This window comes from Streptomyces sp. NPDC047971 (assembly GCF_040653355.1).
GTDB lineage: Bacteria > Actinomycetota > Actinomycetes > Streptomycetales > Streptomycetaceae > Streptomyces.
On the sequence record NZ_JBEZNW010000040.1, the window covers coordinates 15954 to 33119 of the forward strand.

Consider the following 17166-nt stretch of genomic DNA (forward strand, 5'->3'; position numbering starts at 1 on the left):
ACACATGCGCTGGCCCGACCTTCCTCCGCTGAACTCGCTGCTGCCCTTCGAGGCGACCGTGCGGCACGCGAGCATGACGCGAGCCGCCCAGGAGCTCCATGTCACGCACGGTGCGGTCAGCCGTCAGATCCAGAACCTGGAGAAGTCACTCGGCGTCACCCTCTTCGAGCGCGGGACCCGCTCCCTGCGTCCCACCGCGCAAGCACGCCGTCTGGCGGCCGCCGTCCGCGACGCGCTCGACCAGGTCGACACCGCCGCACGGGAGGTCTCGCGCCGGGAAAGCGGCGGTCCGCTCGCGCTGTCCTGCGAGCCCACGCTGCTCATGCGCTGGCTCATCCCCCGCCTGCCGGACCTCGCCGCCCAGGTGCCCGGTCTCACCGTGCACCTGTCGGCAGGCGGCGGGCCCGTGTCGTTCGAACGGGACACCATCGACGTCGCGCTGCGCCGCGACGACTTTCCCGTACCGCAGGAGGTGAGCCGTTCTCCGTTGTTCCTGGAGCGGATCGGTCCGGTCTGCAGTCCGGAGATGGCGGATCGGGTGACGGGCAAGGGCGGTGTCGTCGGTGTGACGATTCTGCACACGAGCACCAGGCCACGGGCGTGGGCGGACTGGCAGCGGCTGACGCGCCGACGGGTGGAGCCCTCCGAGGAGCAGACCTTCGAGCACTTCTACCTCGCTCTGCAGGCGGCCGTCGCGGGGGTGGGCGTCGCCATCGGCCCGTACGCGCTCGTCCACGACGATCTGATGCGGGGACAGCTGGTGGCGCCGTTCGGCCTGGTGGCCGACGGTACGGCCTACCACCTGCTGAGCCCTCGGCCGCCGGATCAGGACGACCGGATCGCCGGCCTGCTCAGGTGGTTGAGGAGCCAGGCGGGCGAGCTGTAGCCCCACGCTCGGCGCCTGGCTGACTGCTCGGCGGACCCTCGGTGCGCCCTCGCGGGACCCTCGGCGGGCTCTCGGAGGACCCTCGAAGCGCCCTCGACGGGCCTTCGGGGATCCTCGGCGGTCACGCCCCGACGAAGCGCTCCGCCCCCTTGCCGCCCACCCGGCCACCGGGCAGGCGCCGGCCGAAGGCCAGGAGCAGCAGATCCTGTGCGTTGCCGGTCACCGGCGCACCGCTGCCGAAGGACCAGTCGAGGTCGTCGGCGCGCAGGGCGATCCCGTCGAGGTCCGCTCCGAAGAAGCGGGCGCCTCGGGGGGTGACCCGGGCGAGGACCGTGCGCAGGCGATCCTCCGGTACGCGTCGGTCCAGGCCCAGGGCGACCGTGATGTCGAGGCCGTGGACGACGTCGTGGGCGAGCGCCATCGCGTCGCCGCCGATCGGCGGCTTCCAGGGGTGGTCGGCGTTGTCGTGGAGGGCGGCGGCCAGCTCCTCCGCCGTCAGGGCGGCCGTGTCGTGGCGCGCGAGGCGGTCGGTCATGCGGTCGAGGCTGCCCCGGGACCTGACGAGTGCGGTGGCGATGCGCGGGACGGAGTGGCGCATCGCCATGGTCATGTGGGCGGCCGCCTCTCGTACCCGCCAGCCCGCGCAGAGGCTGGGCGCGTCCCACTGCGCCTCGGTGAGGGTGGCGAGGACGGCGGCGAGCTCGCGGCGCTCGGCGGCGATGGCGTCTCTGGTTCCCGTGACGATTCCCATGACGTCAGCCTGGGATCGGGCAGACCATAAGTCCAAGACATGGTTGATCTGATTCCTAGAATCCATGGTTATGGAACTTCGCCAGCTGCGGTACTTCGTGACGGTCGTCGAGGAGGCCAATTTCACCCGGGCCGCCGCCCGCCTCCATGTGGCACAGCCGGGGGTCAGCGCGCAGATCGGGCAGCTGGAGCGGGAGCTGGGTCAGCGGCTGCTCGACCGGTCGGGGCGCGCGGTGACGCCGACGGAGGTGGGCGCCGCGGTCCTGCCGTACGCGCGGGCGGCGCTGGCCGCGTGCGAGGCGGTACGGGAGACGGTCACCGAGTTCACCGGGCTGCTGCGTGGGCGCGTGGCGATCGGGCTCGTGTCGGGTGCCGCCGTCCACGAGTTCGACATGGCCGGGCTGCTGGCCGGCTTCCACGCCTCCCATCCCGAGGTGGAGATCGCGCTCACCGAGGACACGTCGGAGCGGATGCTGGGCGCGCTACGGGCCGGCGAGCTCGACATCGCGATGGTCGGGCTGGCGGAGGAGGGGCCCCTGCCGGGGCTCACGCTGCGGCTGGTGGTCGACGAGCCGCTGGTCGTCGCGGTGGCTCCTGGCGACGTGCTGGCGCGCGAGGACGGGGAGCTGCCGGTCTCCGCGCTGCGCGGCCGGCGGCTGATCTGTCTGCCGCGCGGGACGGGGGTGCGCGGGGTGCTCGACCGCCTCTGCGGGGAGGCGGATTTCACCCCGCAGGTGGCCTTCGAGGCCGCCGCGCCGCAGCTGCTGGCGCGGCTCGCGGAACGAGGGCTGGGTGTGGCGGTGGTTCCGGGCGGTCCGGAGGAGGCGGCGGGCTCGTCGGCGCTACGGCTCCGGCCGCTCTCCGATCCACGCGCGCGTGGCCGGGTGGCCCTGGCCTGGCGCACCGGGGGTCCGTCGGCTCCCGCGGCGAGGGCCCTCCTGGAGGTCCTGCGCGAGGCCGTGCCGGTCCCGGACGGAGCGCCGACGGATTTCCGCCCCCGCCTGACCTGACCGGGGCCTGGGCGGGCGAGGGAGCGCCGTCCCCTCCGGCCCGCTCCGGCCCGGCCTGGCCAGGTCGGCACCCCAGCTGGCAGGATCGCGCCATGTTCGCGTCGCTCTCCCGTGCCGTCCGTCGTCGCCTTCTTCCGGTGTCGGCGGCGGTTGTCGTGGTGTGCGGACTGCTCGTCTGGTGGCTGGTTCCTTTCGGTACTCCCGCTCCGAGTGGGCGGGTCGCCTTCAGCACCGGGGTCCCCACGGGCGTCTACCAGCGGTACGGCGAACTGCTGCAGCAGGCCCTCGCCCGCGATCTGCCGGATGTCTCGATAACGCTCCGGAACAGCGAGGGCTCCCAGCAGAACCTCGCGCGGCTGGCATCCGGCGAGGCGGACTTCACCATCGCGACCTCCGACGCCGTGGCGCAGTACCAGCGGGACCGGAAGCCTGGCTTCGAGCAGCTGCGCGGCTGCGCGCGCCTCTACGACGACTACGTCCAGCTCGTCGTCCGCAAGGAGGCCCCCGTGCGGTCCGTCGCCGATCTGCGCGGGCTGCGGGTCGGCGTCGGCCAGGAGGGCTCCGGGGTCCGGCTCGTCGCGGACCGCGTCCTCGCGGCCGGCGGTCTCACCCCCGGTGTCGACATCAAGCCGGTGTCGGCAGGCATCGACACGATGCCCGGCCTTCTGGAGCGCGGAGAGCTGGACGCGTTCTTCTGGTCGGGCGGTCTGCCTACCCAAGCCGTCCAGGCACTCTCCGAGCGCCTTCCGGTACGGCTCGTTCCGCTGGACGCGACGCTGATCGACAACCTCCACGACGTCGGCGAGTCGAACCGCCACTACCGCTCCGCCGTGATCCCTGCCGACGCCTACGCCAACGCGCAGGACGGACAGCCGGTGGAGACGCTGGCCGTGGCGAACCTGCTGGTGACCACCGACGCGTCGGATTCGTCGCTCGTGGAGGGTTTCACCCGCACCGTGATCAGAAGCCGGGACCGGATCGGCGGCCAGGTGCACCCCGCCCAGCTGGTGGACCTGCGGACCGCGATCTACACGGAGCCCCTGGCCCTGCACGAGGGCGCCCAGCGCTACTACCGCTCCGTGAAGCCGTAGGGCACGGGCGGGGAGCCTCCCCGGGACAGCCGACGGCTCACCCCGACGGGCCAGGGCGCCCCCGGGAGCGCCTACCCCCTCACCGCCGACGGGCCACGGCGACCCCGGGACAGCCGACGGCTCAGACCCCGGAAAGCCCCCGGCACACCGCCGACGGGCCAGGGCGCCCCCGGGAGCGCCTACCCCCTCGCCGCCGACGGGCCAGGGCGACGCCGGAAGGCCCGACGGCTCAGACCCAGGGAGGCCCGACGGCTCAGACCCCGGGACAGCCGACGGCTCAGACCCCGGAAAGCCCCCGGCTCACCGCCCCTGCGGCGCCGTCCTCGGCACCGTGACCGTCACCCGCAGCCCGTGCGGCTCGTTCGGTGCGTAGGCGATCGAGCCGCCTCCCGCGGCCAGCAGGACCCGGGAGATGGACAGGCCGAGGCCCGAGCCCTTGATGTTCTGGTGGCGGTTGCTGCGCCAGAAGCGGTCGCCGACCCGTTCGAGCTCCTCGCTCGTCAGCCCCGGACCGTGGTCGGCCACCACGATCGTGCAGGTGTCCCCGCCCGACGCGACGGCGACGGTCACCTCCTCGCCCTCCGGCGTGAACTTCAGCGCGTTGTCGATCACCGCGTCCAGCGCGCTGGAGAGCGCCACCGGGTCCGCCCACGCCGTCACGGCGCGACGCTCGCCCGCGAGTCGTACGCCTCTCTCCTCCGCGAGCGGCCGCCACGCGGCCACCCGCTCGGTCGCCAGCGCGCCGATGTCGGTCAACCGCAGATCCGCGGCGGCGTGCTCGGCGAGCGCCAGGTCCAGCAGGTCGTCGAGGACCTGCGCGAGCCGCTTGCCCTCGGTGCGGACGGAGGCGATCTCCTCGTTCCCCTCCGGCAGTTCGAGGGCGAGCAGCTCGATGCGCAGGAGCAGCGCGGAGAGCGGGTTGCGCAGCTGGTGGGAGGCGTCGGCGACGAAGGCTCGCTGCTGTTCGAGCACGTCCTCGACGTTGTCGGCCATCTCGTTGAACGAGCGGGCCAGCCGACGCAGTTCGGGCGGTCCGCCCGTCTCGGCCACCCGGGAGTTCATCTGCCCCGTGGCGATGTCGTGGGTGACGGCGTCGAGGACCCGCACCGGCCGCAGCACCCATCCGGTGAGCCGGAAGGCGGCGCCCACGGCGAGCAGCATCGCGGCGAACTCTCCGGCGGCGATGATCAGCCAGCCGTGCAGGATGCGCGAACGGAGCTGTCCGGTGGGCGAGTCGGTGACCACGACGGCGACGACGTCGCCGTCCCGTACGACGGGCGAGGCGATGGTGATGCGGGCGTTCGGCTGCCAGGGCCAGACCTGTGGCGGGTCGTGGCTGCGGCGCCCGAGCAGCGCCTCCTGGAAGGCCCGGCGCCCCTCGCCCTCCTCCGGCACGCCCCAGTCGGACGGTGCCGCGGCCATGGCCCGGTAGTCGCGGTAGAAGATGCCGGTACGGATGCCGTACACGTCGTGGTAGCTGTCCAGTTCGCCGCGCAGCGTCGTACGGCGCTCGTCGATGCCGGGGTCGGTCTCGCTGACGAACTGCGCGAGCGCGGCGAACCTCGCCGCGTCGTCGAGGCGGTCGACGATCACGCGCTGCTGCTCGGCCGCGGCGAGGCTGGCGGCGAGCGGGAAGCCGAGCGCGAGCAGCACCCCGGCCATGAGGACGAGGAGGAGCGGGAGAAGACGCGTGCGCACGTGGGAGCCGGGCCGCTACGCGGCCGGGGCGACCAGGCGGTAGCCGACGCCACGCACGGTCTCGATCAGGGCGGGCATCGCCAGCTTGGAGCGCAGCGAGGCGACGTGCACCTCAAGCGTGCGGCCGGTCCCCTCCCAACTGGTGCGCCAGACCTCGCTGATGATCTGTTCGCGCCGGAAGACCACGCCCGGCCGCTGGGCGAGCAGGGCCAGCAGGTCGAACTCCTTGCGGGTGAGCTGTACGGCGGCGCCGTCGACGCTGACCCGGCGGGTGGGCAGCTCGATGACGACGGCACCGAACCGCAGCGCCGCGTCCTCGCCCGCCGCGCCGGACTCCTCGCCACCGGCCGTGCGCCGGCTGACGGCGTGGATCCGGGCGAGCAGCTCGCCGGTGTCGTACGGCTTGACCACGTAGTCGTCGGCCCCGAGGTTGAGCCCGTGTATGCGGGAGCGCACGTCGGCCCGCGCCGTCACCATGATCACGGGTGTGGCGGTGAGCTTACGGATCCGGCCGCAGACCTGGTAGCCGTCCTGGTCGGGCAGACCGAGGTCCAGCAGGATCACCCCGTACGACGGACGCTCTCCGTGCGCGGCGGGCAGCACGGCCTGCAGCGCCTCCTCGCCGTTGCGGGCGTGCGTGACCGTGAATCCGTGCTTCGCCAGTACGGCGGACAGAGCCGCGGCGACATGGTCGTCGTCCTCGACGAGCAGAAGCCTCATGGCCCCCCTCCGGTGGCTGCGGTGATCGTGTGACGGTGACGGCCGTCCGGTGACGGCTACCTGTGTACCAGGGTGTACCCACGCATGAACGCCGATGGTCGCGGTCACAGTCAAGTGTCCCCCTGTTACCCCGGGGTTTCCGTTATGGACCCGGTACGCCTCCGGGCGTCCCGTTCACGCAGTGTGTCCGTATGCGGCCGTATCGTTATCCTCAATTTCCGCTCAGATGTAATGACGCTGGTAGCAACGCGTGCCTAGTGTCCTCCCCAACCGAGGAGGACGGAGCAAGAGCCGATGAGCGGAGTGTCAGTGACCAAGGGCTCGGAAGACGCCGTAGCGGCGGCGGGCGACCTGGTCGTGCTGTCCAACGTGAACAAGCACTTCGGCGCGCTGCATGTGCTCCAGGACATCGACCTGACCATCGCCCGTGGCGAGGTCGTGGTCGTCATCGGACCCTCCGGGTCCGGTAAGTCCACGCTGTGCCGCACGATCAACCGCCTGGAGACGATCGACTCCGGGACCATCACCATCGACGACCGGCCGCTGCCCCAGGAGGGCAAGGAGCTGGCCCGGCTGCGCGCCGACGTCGGCATGGTCTTCCAGTCGTTCAACCTCTTCGCGCACAAGACCGTGCTCGAGAACGTGATGCTGGGGCAGGTCAAGGTCCGCAAGACGGCGAAGGGCGCGGCCGAGGCCAAGGCCCGGGCGCTGCTCGACCGGGTGGGTGTCGGCACGCAGGCCGACAAGTACCCGGCGCAGCTCTCCGGCGGTCAGCAGCAACGCGTCGCGATCGCACGGGCGTTGGCGATGGACCCGAAGGTCATGCTGTTCGACGAGCCCACGTCCGCGCTCGACCCCGAGATGATCAACGAGGTCCTCGAGGTCATGCAGCAGCTGGCGCGGGACGGAATGACGATGGTGGTCGTCACCCACGAGATGGGTTTCGCCCGCTCCGCCGCCAACCGCGTGGTGTTCATGGCAGACGGCAGGATCGTCGAGCAGGCCACGCCGGACGAGTTCTTCAGCAACCCGCGCAGCGACCGGGCGAAGGACTTCCTTTCGAAAATCCTGCACCACTGACGACGGTCAGCCCGCATGATTCACCCTGCCGACCAACAACCCACGAACCAAGGGATGTTCACCATGAAGCTCCGCAAGTCCGCGGCCGTGGCCGTCGCCGTACTCGCGCTCACCGCGACCGCCTGCGGTGGCAAGGAGGGCTCGGCCGGCGACAAGCCCGCCGTGAAGCCCGGCGACGCGAGCGCCCCCCAGCTCCCCAAGTACATCGTCGCCACCGATGTGCAGCTGGACTCGCCCACCTTCAAGAAGGCGCAGCAGCGCGGCAAGCTGGTCATCGGCTCCAAGGCCGACCAGCCGTACCTCGGCTTCGAGGACCAGGCGACCAAGGAGCGGTCCGGCTTCGATGTCGAGATCGCCAAGATGATCGCGGCGGAGCTCGGCTTCACCGAGGACAAGATCGAGTGGAAGACGGTCGACTCCAAGTCCCGTGAGACGGCGATCTCCGGCAACACGGTCGACTACTACGTCGGCACGTACACGATCAACGACAAGCGCAAGGCGCAGGTCGGCTTCGCGGGTCCGTACTACAAGGCCGGCGCCGACCTCCTGGTCCGCAAGGACGAGACCGCGATCACCGGTCCGGAGACCCTCAAGGGCAAGAAGGTCTGCTCCATCACGGGCTCCACCCCGCTGCAGGAGATCAAGAAGCCGCAGTACGGCGCCGAGACCACCGAGCTCGCCAAGTACTCGGACTGCGTGCAGCAGCTGCTCACCAAGCAGGTCGACGCCGTCACCACCGACGACTCGATCCTCAAGGGCTACGCCGCCGCCAACGCCGGCAAGCTCAAGGTCGTCGGCAAGCCGTTCACCGAGGAGCCCTACGGTGTCGGCGTCGCGAAGGACGACACCGTCCTGCGCAACAAGATCAACGACATCCTTGAGAAGTACACCAAGGACGGCACCTACAAGAAGATCTACGAGGCGACTCTGGGTCTCTCCGGCTCCGCGTACGTCGAGCCGCCGGCGGTCAACCGCTACTGATCGCCCCAGGACGCGAGCGCCCCGTACGGGTGTACGGGGCGCCGCTCCCCCTGCGCGCGCACGCCCGCCCCTGCCTTGCCCGTCCGCCTTGTCCGTAGGCCGCTGACCGCCGACGCGGAGACCTCATGAACGTACTGCTCGACCATTTCCCGGAGTTCCGCGACGGCTTCATAGGAACCGTGTCGATCACCGCCGTCAGCTCGGTCATCGCGCTGGTCCTCGGCATCATCGTCGCCGGCTTCCGGGTCTCGCCCGTACCGCCCCTGCGCGTCTTCGGCACCCTCTGGGTCACGCTGCTGCGCAACACCCCGCTGACGCTGCTCTTCCTGGTCTCCTTCTTCGTCGTCCCGGAGATCCTCTTCCCGGGCATGAGCCCCTTCGTGCTCGGCTCGCTCGCGCTCGGCTTCTACACCTCCGCGTTCATCTGCGAGGCCGTCCGGTCCGGCATCAACACGGTGCCGCTCGGCCAGGCGGAGGCCGCCCGCTCGCTCGGCATGACGTTCTCCCAGACCCTGCGCATGATCGTGCTGCCGCAGGCCACCCGGACGGTGCTGCCGCCGCTGAGCTCGATCTTCATCGCGCTCACCAAGAACTCGGCCATCGCGGGCGCCTTCAGCGTCACCGAACTCTTCGGCTGGCAGACGCTGATGAGCGAGCAGGGCTACGACATCATCCCGATCTTCGTCTGGGTCGCGGCCGCGTACCTCGTCGTCACCTTCACCATCAGCGGGATCTTCCGTCTCCTTGAGCGCCGCATGGAGGTCGCCCGATGAGTGCCAGCGTTCTCTACGACTCCCCGGGCCCCAAGGCACGCGTCCGCAACCGGATCTTCGCCGTCGTGGGCACCCTCGCGATCGTCGCGCTGATCGCCGTGAGCATCGTCCGGCTGAGCGAAAAGGGTCACCTCGACCCCGCGATGTGGGACATCTTCAACTACGCGGGCATCCGGCAGAACATCGCCGACGCCGTCCTCGCCACCCTCAAGGCGTTCGGCCTCGCGGCGATCGGCTCGCTCATCCTCGGTGTGCTCCTCGCCGTCGCCCGGCTCTCGGACCACAAGCCGGTCCGCGTGCTGGCCACCGGTTTCATCGAGATCTTCCGCTCGATCCCGCTGCTGATCACGATCTACGCCGTGTGGGTCGGTTTCCTGATCGACTACTCGATGTGGGCGCTGGCGATCGGCCTGTCCGTCTACAACGGCTGTGTGCAGGCCGAGGTCCTGCGCGCCGGCGTGAACGCCGTGCCGAAGGGGCAGCGCGAGGCCGCGTACGCCCTGGGCATGAGCAAGACCCAGGTCATGACCACCGTCCTGATTCCGCAGGCCGTCCGGTCCATGCTGCCGACGATCATCAGCCAGCTGGTGGTCACCCTGAAGGACACCTCGCTCGGCTTCGTGATCCTCTACCCCGAGCTGCTCCAGACGGCCCGCCTGATCGCCTCCAACACGCAGGTCAACGGTCAGTACCCGTACGTGTCCACCATCGTGGTCATCGGCACCATCTACATCGCGATGTGTCTGGCGCTCTCCGCGCTCGCCACGTGGATCGAGAAGCGGGGCCGCCGGGCGAAGACCGGCATCCTCGCCCCCGACGCCGCCGCGAAGGAGATCGTCCTGACCGCCGACGCCGGCCAGGGCTTCGGAAACGCGGCCGGCGGCGCGGGTGACGCCGACGGGCCCGGTATCACGAAGAACTGACAGTATGTGACATCATCCGGGGGCAGTGGCGGTCGCGCCGCTGCCCCCGTCGCTTGACGCAAGCACCCGCAATGGGTTGCATACGTTCTGTGATCACGCACCGGGCTCGCGCCACACTTCGCTGTGCTTCCCGCATGACCGAACGGCCTTCAGGAGCCGCGCCGTGGACCCGGTGATCATCGTCGGCGCGGGGCCCGTGGGCCTCGCGCTCTCCCTTGCCCTGGCCTCGCAGGGCGTGCCGACCGTCGTCCTCGACGAGGGGTCCGGCAAGGAGGAACCCCGCCCCGCCCGCACCGTCGTGCTGCGCGCCGACATGGCGGCCATGGTGGAGCGGCTCGGCTGCGCCACCCTCCGTGACGAGGGGGTCCGCTGGGTCGGCTGGCGCTCACTGCGTCGCAAGCAACAGATGAGGCACATCGAGCTGAGTCTCGGTCTCGGTGGTACGGAGAGTGACGGCGAGAGCCCGGCCGCTCCCCTGCACATCCCCCAGCACGCGCTCGCGCGGGGACTGCGCGACGCGATCGCCGGGCAGTCGCTCATCCAGCTCGTCACCGACGCCCGGCTCGACACGATCGAGCAGGACGCGAGCGGTGTCACCGCGCACACCCGCGGTCCCGGCGGGACGTGGTGGCGCGGCAGTCATCTGGTCGGCTGCGACGGCGCCCGCTCCACGGTGCGCAAGCTGCTCGGGGTCCGCTTCCCCGGACGCACGGCGGTGGAGCGGCATGCCGTCGCCGCGCTGCGCACCGAACTCCCCTGGCCCGGTGAGGCCCTGTTGCATCGTCAGCCGCCGTGGCGGGGCGGTGGCGAGGAGGTCACGGCAAGGCCGCTGCCGGACGGCGTCTGGCGGATCGACTGGCTGCTGTCGCCGCGCGGCGACCTCGTCACCCCGGACGCGCTCGTCACGAAGATCCGCGACACGCTGGCCGGCTGGTGCGGCGGGGAGACCCCTCCGTACGAGCTGATCGACACCGGCGTCCACACCCTGCACCACCGGCTCGCGCGGCGCTGGCGGGTGGACCGCGTGTTCCTCGCCGGTGACGCGGCCCATCTGCTCGGCGCGGTCGGCACCCAGGGTCTCGACGAGGGGCTGCGGGACGCCGACAACCTGGCCTGGAAGCTGGCCTACTCCTGGCATCACGGGGCCTCGCACACGCTGCTCGACAGCTATCAGAGCGAGCGGAGGGCCGCCGTGGCCTCCCGGCTGCGGGCCGCCGACCAGTCGCTGCCCGTGCTGCGCGGTGGTGGGGGGCTGCGGACGTACCTCTCCGGCGGCACGCGGAGCCACGACAGCATGCTGACGGACGGCCATCTGGGGCGCGGCCCGCTGGGCGCGCCTCCCGCGTACCCGCACTCCCCCCTCGCCCCCCAGGACGCCGGGGTGTCGCAGGTGGCGGTGGGTACGGACGAGGGCGCGCCGGTCGAGGACGTCCGGGTGACCGCGCCGGACGGCACGACGGTAAGGCTCCGGGACCGGCTCGGGCAGGGGCGGCTGCTGGTGGTCCTGGTCGCGCCCGGAACGGGTGTGTGGGACCGGCGGCACTGGATGAGCGCGGGCGTGATGCCCCGGCTCGTCGAGGCGGTCCGGGCGCTGCCGGTGAAGGCGGAGCTGCTGGTGACGGAGGCGTATCCGGGAGCCGCGGCCCACACCGTCCTGCTGGTACGGCCCGACGGTCATCTGGTCGCCTCCTTCCCCGGGGTCCGGCCGGACGAGCTGTACGCGGCCGCCGACGCGACGCGCGGCGGCAAGGCGGCCGATCCCGGCCCCAGGACCTCGCCCGGGACCGGGCCGACGGCGCAGCACACCTCCGGGCCGGCGGCGGAGCACACCCCCGCGCCCGCGTCAGGGCCCGGCGCGCCGTCCTCGTCGCAGGCCGTCGCCAAGCCCATGCCCAAGCCGGTGTCCAAGGACAGCGACCGCACCGCGGACATCAATTGACCCTCGTGGGCGCACATGGTGTACTCCGGAGCGTGACCGACACCGATGTGCGCCTGTGGCGGAGGGTCCATATGGACCTCGTCCGCTACGCGGGCTGCGTGTGTCGCCCGTCCTTCTGAATTCGCCTCTTCCTTCGCGTGCCCCGCGCCGTCGACGCCGGCGTGCTGGTCGCGCGCTTCTTCCGCGAACCTCAGGACGGTCCTCCGTGCCCCAGCATGTCTCCGCGCCTCCGGCGCCCCCCGCCTCCTCGCCCGGCCCCTCCACACCCTCCGCCGCCGACCTTCTGGACTTCGTCCGCCGCACCGCCGCCGACACGGAGTTGATCGACTCCCTCCCGCTCGATCCCGAAGGGCGTACGTGGGTACGGCTCGACGGCCCCGGTGGCAGTGAGGCGTGGCTGATCGGCTGGCCGCCCGGGACGGGTACCGGCTGGCACGACCACGCCGAGTCGCAGGGCGCGTTCACCACCGCGCGCGGCACCCTGAAGGAGAACTCGCTGGCGGTGCGGCTGCCTTCGCGCGGCTGGAAGACCCTGGAGCTGGCCGACGGGGTCGACCGCGAGCGGCTGCTGCCCGCGGGCAAAGGGCGCGCTTTCGGGCAGCACCATGTGCACGAGGTGCTCAACGAGTCCCGTGACGCGCATGCCGTGTCGGTGCACGCGTACTATCCACCGCTCCCGCTGATCCGGCGGTTCAGCAGGTCGGGCGCGGTGCTCCGTCTTGAGCAGGTCGAGGGTCCGGGGGACTGGCAGTGAGCGAGCGGAACGCGACCGAGCGGGTGGGCATCGACGAGCTGTTGGAGCGGGTCCGCTCCGGCCTGGACCGGATCGACCCTCGTGCGGCCCACGAGGCGTACGAGGCGGGGGACGCGCTGTTGGTGGACACCCGGTACGCGGCGCTGCGTGAGCGGGACGGGCTGATCCCCGGTGCGTTGATCGTGGAGCGCAACGAGCTGGAGTGGCGCCTGGATCCACTGGGCAGCCATCGCGCCGCGGAGGCGACGGGCCACGACCTGCGGGTGGTCGTGTTCTGCAACGAGGGGTACGCGTCCTCGCTGGCGGCCGCGTCTCTGCGGCAGCTGGGGCTGCACCGTGCCACCGACGTGATCGGCGGCTTCCAGGCGTGGAAGGCGGCGGGCCTGCCGGTACTGCTGTCGGCCGCACGGGGGTAGATCCCGCGTCCGGCGGCGCCGCGGGGCATGGGCGGTCGCTGCGGCTCGTACGCCGAGGGCAGCCGCGGCGCGCGGCCGGCGGCTCCGAGGTGTACGGGCCGGTGGCGCGGCTCGTACGCCGGTGGGCCGCCCCGACCTGCGCGGGCAGGCCGTCTAGAACGGCTCGTCCAGCCCCTCCGTGTCCTCGCCCTCGGCCTCCAGGGCCTGCCGGACGACGCGGAGGGCCATGCCTTCCGGGTATCCCTTGCGGGCGAGCATTCCCGCGAGGCGCCGCAGCCTGCGGTCCCGGTCGAGGCCGCGGGTGGCGCGGAGCTTGCGGTCGACGAGCTCGCGCGCGGTGACCTCCTCCTGCTCCGAGTCCAGCTGCCCCACGGCTTCCTGGATCAGTGAGGGGTCGACGCCCTTGGTCCTCAGCTCGCGGGCGAGTGCCCGCCGGGCGAGCCCGCGCCCGTGGTGCCGGGACTCCACCCAGGCGTCCGCGAACGCGGCGTCGTCGATGAGGCCCACGTCCTCGAACCGCGAGAGGACTTCCTCCGCGACCTCGTCGGGGATCTCACGCTTGCGCAGGGCGTCGGCGAGCTGCTTGCGCGTGCGGGGGGTCCCGGTGAGCAGGCGCAGGCAGATCGCCCGCGCCCGCTCAGCCGGATCCTGGGGCGACAGCTCTTTCTCGGCCCTCGACGAGTCGGAACTGTCGCCCGGCCATTCGGTGCGACCGGTCACAGCGTCAGCTCTTGGCCGCCGGGGCCTTGGTCGCCTTGGTGGCCTTGGTGGCCGGGACAGCCTTGGCCGGCTCGTCCGTCGGTGCCGCCTCCGTGCCACCCGTGGTGCCCGCGGCCGCCTCGGCGGACGCCTCCTCCGGCCTGACCCCGACGCCGAGCTTGTCCTTGATCTTCTTCTCGATCTCGTCGGCGAGGTCGGGGTTGTCCTTCAGGAAGTTGCGGGCGTTCTCCTTGCCCTGGCCGAGCTGGTCGCCCTCGTAGGTGTACCAGGCGCCGGCCTTGCGGACGAAGCCGTGCTCCACGCCCATGTCGATCAGGCCGCCCTCGCGGCTGATGCCCTGGCCGTAGAGGATGTCGAACTCGGCCTGCTTGAACGGCGGCGCGACCTTGTTCTTGACGACCTTGACGCGCGTGCGGTTGCCGACCGCGTCCGTGCCGTCCTTGAGGGTCTCGATGCGGCGGATGTCGAGGCGCACCGAGGCGTAGAACTTCAGGGCGCGGCCACCGGTCGTCGTCTCCGGGGAGCCGAACATGACGCCGATCTTCTCGCGGAGCTGGTTGATGAAGATCGCGGTGGTCTTGGACTGGTTGAGCGCGCTGGTGATCTTCCGGAGGGCCTGGCTCATCAGGCGGGCCTGCAGACCCACGTGCGAGTCACCCATCTCGCCCTCGATCTCCGCACGCGGGACGAGCGCGGCGACGGAGTCGATGACGATCAGGTCGAGGGCGCCGGAACGGACCAGCATGTCGACGATCTCGAGGGCCTGCTCACCGTTGTCCGGCTGGGACAGGATGAGGTTGTCGATGTCGACGCCGAGCTTCTTGGCGTACTCGGGGTCGAGGGCGTGCTCGGCGTCCACGAACGCCACCTGGCCGCCGGCCTTCTGCGCGTTGGCGACGGCGTGCAGGGTGAGGGTCGTCTTACCGGAGGACTCCGGTCCGTAGATCTCCACGACACGGCCGCGCGGCAGACCGCCGACGCCGAGGGCGACGTCGAGGGCGGTCGAGCCGGTGGAGATCACCTCGATCGGCTCCTGGGTGCGGTCGCCCATGCGCATCACGGCGCCCTTGCCGAACTGCCGTTCAATCTGAGCGAGCGCGGCTTCGAGAGCCTTCTCGCGGTCGGTGCCTGCCATGGGTTCCACCCGGTTTGCTTGAGTCGATCGCTTCATGTGAAAGACGCTAACCCCTGCCACTGACAACGGGCCCCGTCGTCCCCCCGGCCTGTGGATAACTCGCCCACCACCCCGCGATTCCCAGGGCCGGAATCCCATGAGAATGCATGTTCGATTTCAGTGTCAAGCGCACCACGCGGGGCCTGTCGCGCCCGCCTATCCTTCCTGACATGGCCCTCCCCTTCCGCGTCCGACGCGGCCGAATGTCTCCGCGGGCCGCCGATGTCGTCGTGGCGCTGGTCGTCACCCTCGTCGTGGCCGTCTGGACGCTGGTGTCCGCGCGGCACGCGGACGAGCCCGTCAGCCGTACCGTCATCGGCTGGGCGCTGATCGCGGTCGGGGGCGGGGCCCTCTGCTTCCGGCGCCGGGCCCCCGTCACCGTCGCGGTCGTCACGCTCCTCGCCTGCGTCGCCTACTACCCCGTGTCCGCGCAGGACGGTCCCCTGATGATCACCTTCGCGCTCGCGCTCTACACCACGGCCGCCGAGGGCCGCTTCGCCGCGGCCGTCGCACTCGCCGCCGTCACGCTGCTCGCCGTCGGACTGGGCGAGATGCGGCAGGCGCCGGGCCATCGCCAGATCGACGACACCTCGCTCGCGATGCTGGCCGGCTGGCTGATCAGCCTGGTCGCCGTCGGCCGCGCGCAGCGGACCCGCATCGCCTATCTGCGCGAGGTGGAGCAGCGGGCGCTGGCCGCCGAGCGCGAGCAGGAGGCGCGCGCCAGGCAGAGCGCCACCGAGGAGCGGCTGCGGATCGCCCGGGAGCTGCACGACGTCCTCGGCCACACCATCTCGCTCATCAACGTCCAGTCCGGTGCGGTGCTGCACCGGCTCGGCAAGAAGCCGGACCCCGATGTCGCGCTGGCCGCGGCGGAGGAGGCGCTGCAGGCGGTGAAGGCCACCAGCAAGGACGCGCTGCGCGAGCTGCGCGCGACGCTCGGCGTGCTGCGCCAGGCCGACGAGGCCGCGCCGACCTCGCCGACGTCCGGGCTCGCCCTGCTCGGAGAGCTGGTGGAGCGGGCCAGGAGCACCGGCCTCGACGTCCGTACGGAGCTGACCGGGACGCCCGTTCCGCTGGCGCCTCCGGTCGATCTCGCCGCGTACCGGATCGTGCAGGAGTCGCTGACCAACGTCACCCGGCATTCCGGGGCCCGTACCGCCACGATCACGCTCGACTGGCGCGCGGACGAGCTGCGGCTGCGGATCGAGGACGACGGCGAGGGGGCTCCGGAGGAGCAGCCCCTGGGCAGCGGCATCCGCGGTATGGCCGAGCGCGCCCGGGCGTTCGGCGGCGATCTGACCGTACGGGGCACCGACGGGGGATTCCGGGTCGACGCCCGGCTGCCGGTCGACGTCCCGGCGTCCACGACCACCACGTCCAAGGGGGACCCTCGATGATCCGCGTCGTACTCGCCGACGACCAGACCCTGGTCCGGGCGGGCTTCCGCTCGATCCTGGCCGACGAGGAGGACATCGAGGTGGTCGGGGAGGCCGCGGACGGCGAGCAGGCCGTCACGCTCGCCCGCGAACTGCGCCCCGACGTGGTCCTCATGGACATCCGCATGCCGGGTCTCGACGGCCTGGAGGCCACCCGCCGGATCACCGCCGACACCCGGCTCGAAGAGGTCAGGGTGGTGATCCTGACCACCTTCGACATCGACGACTATGTGTACGGGGCGCTGCGCGCCGGAGCGAGCGGCTTCCTCGTGAAGGACACCGAGCCCATGGAGCTGCTGCACGGCGTACGGGTGGTGGCCCGCGGCGACGCGCTGATCGCCCCGGCCGTCACCCGTCGGCTGATCGCCGAGTTCGCCGGCCGCTCGAAGCAGCCCGATCCCGGCCCGCGGCTGAACGCGCTCACCGAGCGGGAGCGCGAGGTGATGGGACTGGTCGGCGCGGGGCTCTCCAACGACGAGATCGCCCGACGGCTCGTGCTGTCCCCGGCGACGGCGAAGACGCATGTCAGCCGGATCATGACCAAGCTCGACGTCCGCGACAGGGCGCAGCTGGTGATCCTGGCGTACGAGTCGGGGATGATCACGCCGGGCTGGCTGGGCTGACCTCCGGCGTCCCCGGCGCCGCGTGATCCACCGGATCCCCCTGGTGTCCCGAGTCCTTGACCCGTCGTTGATCAGTGCATGGGACGTCCTGGGCCGAAGCCGGCCGACGTGGTGCCGTCGGATGAAGGACTCAGGACACCAGGGGCGCGAACTATTCGGGTGCGTGGGCATCCGGCCGGGTGATACAAGATC

Annotated in this window: 16 protein-coding genes and 2 pseudogenes; 13 read left to right on the plus strand and 5 right to left on the minus strand. The window is 71.5% G+C overall.

Annotated elements, in window-relative coordinates:
• Window positions 1-4: 4 nt before the first annotated feature.
• The gene (locus tag AB0D99_RS29030; RefSeq protein ID WP_362368629.1) at window positions 5-886 is read left to right on the plus strand and encodes a LysR substrate-binding domain-containing protein; all 882 of its coding nucleotides are present in this window, start codon (window positions 5-7) and stop codon (window positions 884-886) included.
• Between the two features lie 121 nt (window positions 887-1007).
• Here the strand turns inward: AB0D99_RS29030 and AB0D99_RS29035 are convergent, their stop codons facing one another.
• A complete protein-coding gene (locus AB0D99_RS29035) occupies window positions 1008-1637 on the minus strand; it encodes a maleylpyruvate isomerase family mycothiol-dependent enzyme (protein ID WP_362368632.1) in 630 nt (209 codons plus the stop codon).
• A 70-nt stretch (window positions 1638-1707) separates the two neighbouring features.
• On the opposite strand from AB0D99_RS29035, the gene AB0D99_RS29040 reads away from it, so the two are divergent.
• Window positions 1708-2646 (plus strand): LysR substrate-binding domain-containing protein, encoded by a 939-nt coding sequence (locus AB0D99_RS29040; RefSeq protein WP_362368635.1) that lies wholly within the window; start codon window positions 1708-1710, stop codon window positions 2644-2646.
• Between the two features lie 92 nt (window positions 2647-2738).
• Window positions 2739-3737, plus strand: a complete 999-nt coding sequence (locus AB0D99_RS29045; protein ID WP_362368638.1) for a TAXI family TRAP transporter solute-binding subunit — start codon at window positions 2739-2741, stop codon at window positions 3735-3737.
• A 300-nt stretch (window positions 3738-4037) separates the two neighbouring features.
• Here the strand turns inward: AB0D99_RS29045 and AB0D99_RS29050 are convergent, their stop codons facing one another.
• The gene (locus AB0D99_RS29050; RefSeq protein ID WP_362368641.1) at window positions 4038-5435 is read right to left on the minus strand and encodes a HAMP domain-containing sensor histidine kinase; all 1398 of its coding nucleotides are present in this window, start codon (window positions 5433-5435) and stop codon (window positions 4038-4040) included.
• A 15-nt stretch (window positions 5436-5450) separates the two neighbouring features.
• A complete protein-coding gene (locus AB0D99_RS29055) occupies window positions 5451-6155 on the minus strand; it encodes a response regulator transcription factor (protein ID WP_362368644.1) in 705 nt (234 codons plus the stop codon).
• 294 nt (window positions 6156-6449) lie between these two features.
• Between AB0D99_RS29055 and AB0D99_RS29060 the strand changes: the two genes are divergently transcribed.
• From AB0D99_RS29060 to AB0D99_RS29095, 8 genes are all read left to right on the plus strand, one after another.
• Window positions 6450-7235 (plus strand): amino acid ABC transporter ATP-binding protein, encoded by a 786-nt coding sequence (locus AB0D99_RS29060; RefSeq protein WP_362368647.1) that lies wholly within the window; start codon window positions 6450-6452, stop codon window positions 7233-7235.
• A gap of 63 nt (window positions 7236-7298) precedes the next feature.
• Window positions 7299-8216 carry a glutamate ABC transporter substrate-binding protein gene (locus AB0D99_RS29065; RefSeq protein WP_362368650.1) on the plus strand — a complete coding sequence of 306 codons (918 nt, stop codon included), beginning with the start codon at window positions 7299-7301 and terminating at the stop codon, window positions 8214-8216.
• Between the two features lie 125 nt (window positions 8217-8341).
• A complete protein-coding gene (locus AB0D99_RS29070) occupies window positions 8342-8989 on the plus strand; it encodes an amino acid ABC transporter permease (RefSeq protein ID WP_362368653.1) in 648 nt (215 codons plus the stop codon).
• Window positions 8986-9912 (plus strand): amino acid ABC transporter permease, encoded by a 927-nt coding sequence (locus AB0D99_RS29075; RefSeq protein WP_362368656.1) that lies wholly within the window; start codon window positions 8986-8988, stop codon window positions 9910-9912. Before AB0D99_RS29070 ends, AB0D99_RS29075 begins: the two co-directional genes overlap by 4 nt.
• Window positions 9913-10075: 163 nt before the next feature.
• The gene (locus AB0D99_RS29080) at window positions 10076-11851 is read left to right on the plus strand and encodes an FAD-dependent monooxygenase (RefSeq protein ID WP_362368660.1); all 1776 of its coding nucleotides are present in this window, start codon (window positions 10076-10078) and stop codon (window positions 11849-11851) included.
• A gap of 71 nt (window positions 11852-11922) precedes the next feature.
• Window positions 11923-11970 (plus strand): hypothetical protein, encoded by a 48-nt coding sequence (locus AB0D99_RS29085; protein WP_352018865.1) that lies wholly within the window; start codon window positions 11923-11925, stop codon window positions 11968-11970.
• An 86-nt stretch (window positions 11971-12056) separates the two neighbouring features.
• Window positions 12057-12605, plus strand: coding sequence for a cysteine dioxygenase (locus tag AB0D99_RS29090; RefSeq protein ID WP_362368663.1), 549 nt, complete (start codon window positions 12057-12059; stop codon window positions 12603-12605).
• Window positions 12602-13021: a rhodanese-like domain-containing protein gene (locus AB0D99_RS29095; protein ID WP_362368666.1), complete on the plus strand. Its 420-nt coding sequence runs from the start codon at window positions 12602-12604 to the stop codon at window positions 13019-13021. The genes AB0D99_RS29090 and AB0D99_RS29095 overlap by 4 nt, the downstream gene beginning before the upstream one ends.
• Window positions 13022-13174: 153 nt before the next feature.
• Here AB0D99_RS29095 and recX read toward each other — a convergent pair.
• A pseudogene (gene recX / locus AB0D99_RS29100) lies at window positions 13175-13867 on the minus strand (recombination regulator RecX); the annotation flags it as partial.
• A gap of 85 nt (window positions 13868-13952) precedes the next feature.
• Window positions 13953-15014: pseudogene (gene recA / locus AB0D99_RS29105) on the minus strand (recombinase RecA); the annotation flags it as partial.
• Window positions 15015-15085: 71 nt separating this feature from the next.
• Between recA and AB0D99_RS29110 the strand changes: the two are divergent.
• The gene (locus AB0D99_RS29110) at window positions 15086-16312 is read left to right on the plus strand and encodes a sensor histidine kinase (RefSeq protein ID WP_362368669.1); all 1227 of its coding nucleotides are present in this window, start codon (window positions 15086-15088) and stop codon (window positions 16310-16312) included.
• The gene (locus AB0D99_RS29115; RefSeq protein ID WP_362368672.1) at window positions 16309-16974 is read left to right on the plus strand and encodes a response regulator transcription factor; all 666 of its coding nucleotides are present in this window, start codon (window positions 16309-16311) and stop codon (window positions 16972-16974) included. Before AB0D99_RS29110 ends, AB0D99_RS29115 begins: the two co-directional genes overlap by 4 nt.
• Window positions 16975-17166 lie beyond the last annotated feature (192 nt).

Bases quoted from the DNA above. Each gene is read 5' to 3' on its own strand.
- AB0D99_RS29115 (WP_362368672.1), top strand. From the start codon at position 16,309: ATGATCCGCGTCGTACTCGCCGACGACCAGACCCTGGTCCGGGCGGGC.
- AB0D99_RS29030 (WP_362368629.1), top strand. From the start codon at position 5: ATGCGCTGGCCCGACCTTCCTCCGCTGAACTCGCTGCTGCCCTTCGAG.
- AB0D99_RS29070 (WP_362368653.1), top strand. From the start codon at position 8,342: ATGAACGTACTGCTCGACCATTTCCCGGAGTTCCGCGACGGCTTCATA.
- AB0D99_RS29110 (WP_362368669.1), top strand. From the start codon at position 15,086: ATGGCCCTCCCCTTCCGCGTCCGACGCGGCCGAATGTCTCCGCGGGCC.
- AB0D99_RS29060 (WP_362368647.1), top strand. From the start codon at position 6,450: ATGAGCGGAGTGTCAGTGACCAAGGGCTCGGAAGACGCCGTAGCGGCG.
- AB0D99_RS29045 (WP_362368638.1), top strand. From the start codon at position 2,739: ATGTTCGCGTCGCTCTCCCGTGCCGTCCGTCGTCGCCTTCTTCCGGTG.
- AB0D99_RS29055 (WP_362368644.1), bottom strand. From the start codon at position 6,155: ATGAGGCTTCTGCTCGTCGAGGACGACGACCATGTCGCCGCGGCTCTG.
- AB0D99_RS29065 (WP_362368650.1), top strand. From the start codon at position 7,299: ATGAAGCTCCGCAAGTCCGCGGCCGTGGCCGTCGCCGTACTCGCGCTC.
- AB0D99_RS29075 (WP_362368656.1), top strand. From the start codon at position 8,986: ATGAGTGCCAGCGTTCTCTACGACTCCCCGGGCCCCAAGGCACGCGTC.
- AB0D99_RS29035 (WP_362368632.1), bottom strand. From the start codon at position 1,637: ATGGGAATCGTCACGGGAACCAGAGACGCCATCGCCGCCGAGCGCCGC.
- AB0D99_RS29040 (WP_362368635.1), top strand. From the start codon at position 1,708: ATGGAACTTCGCCAGCTGCGGTACTTCGTGACGGTCGTCGAGGAGGCC.